This is a genomic window from Nonomuraea sp. MG754425, assembly GCF_021699195.1.
Lineage (GTDB): Bacteria > Actinomycetota > Actinomycetes > Streptosporangiales > Streptosporangiaceae > Nonomuraea.
Map to the genome: position 1 here is coordinate 1 of NZ_SSXE01000523.1, position 409 is coordinate 409.

1 protein-coding gene is annotated in these 409 nt (G+C 73.8%); it reads right to left on the reverse strand.

What is annotated here, in order from left to right:
* Positions 1-313, reverse strand: a 313-nt coding sequence (locus tag FAF44_RS53805) for an FAD:protein FMN transferase (protein ID WP_237111208.1), incomplete at its 3' end; no start/stop codon positions are given.
* Positions 314-409 lie beyond the last annotated feature (96 nt).

A 409-nucleotide genomic window follows, 5' to 3' on the forward strand; every position in this document is an offset into this window, starting at 1 on the left:
CGGCCACGTCGGGGGTGCCGACGAGCGCGAAGTCGGCCGCGTAGCCGAGCCGGGCCAGGTCGGCGCCGAGGAAGGGGTTGAACAGCCCGCCGGTGGCGTCGAGGTGGCGGCACGCCTCGTCCAGTACGGTCAGGAACAGCTCGGAGACCTCGACCGGGCCGCCCGCGTTCACCCGGCTGGTGTCGCTGTCGGGGTCGAACCTGCTGAAGGTGCGTTCCACGTCGCGCAGCCAGGCGAGCACGGCGGCCTGCTCAGGCGGCGGCAGGGCGAGCATGAGGTCGGTGCCCATCACCCGGTCGCGCAGCACTCGCATCTCAGGACCCTCTCGTGAACGTCGTGACGGCCCCGTCGGGCAGCCGCCGGCCCGGGACGAAGCTGGCGCTGAGGTCGGCGACCAGCGCGGGCTCGC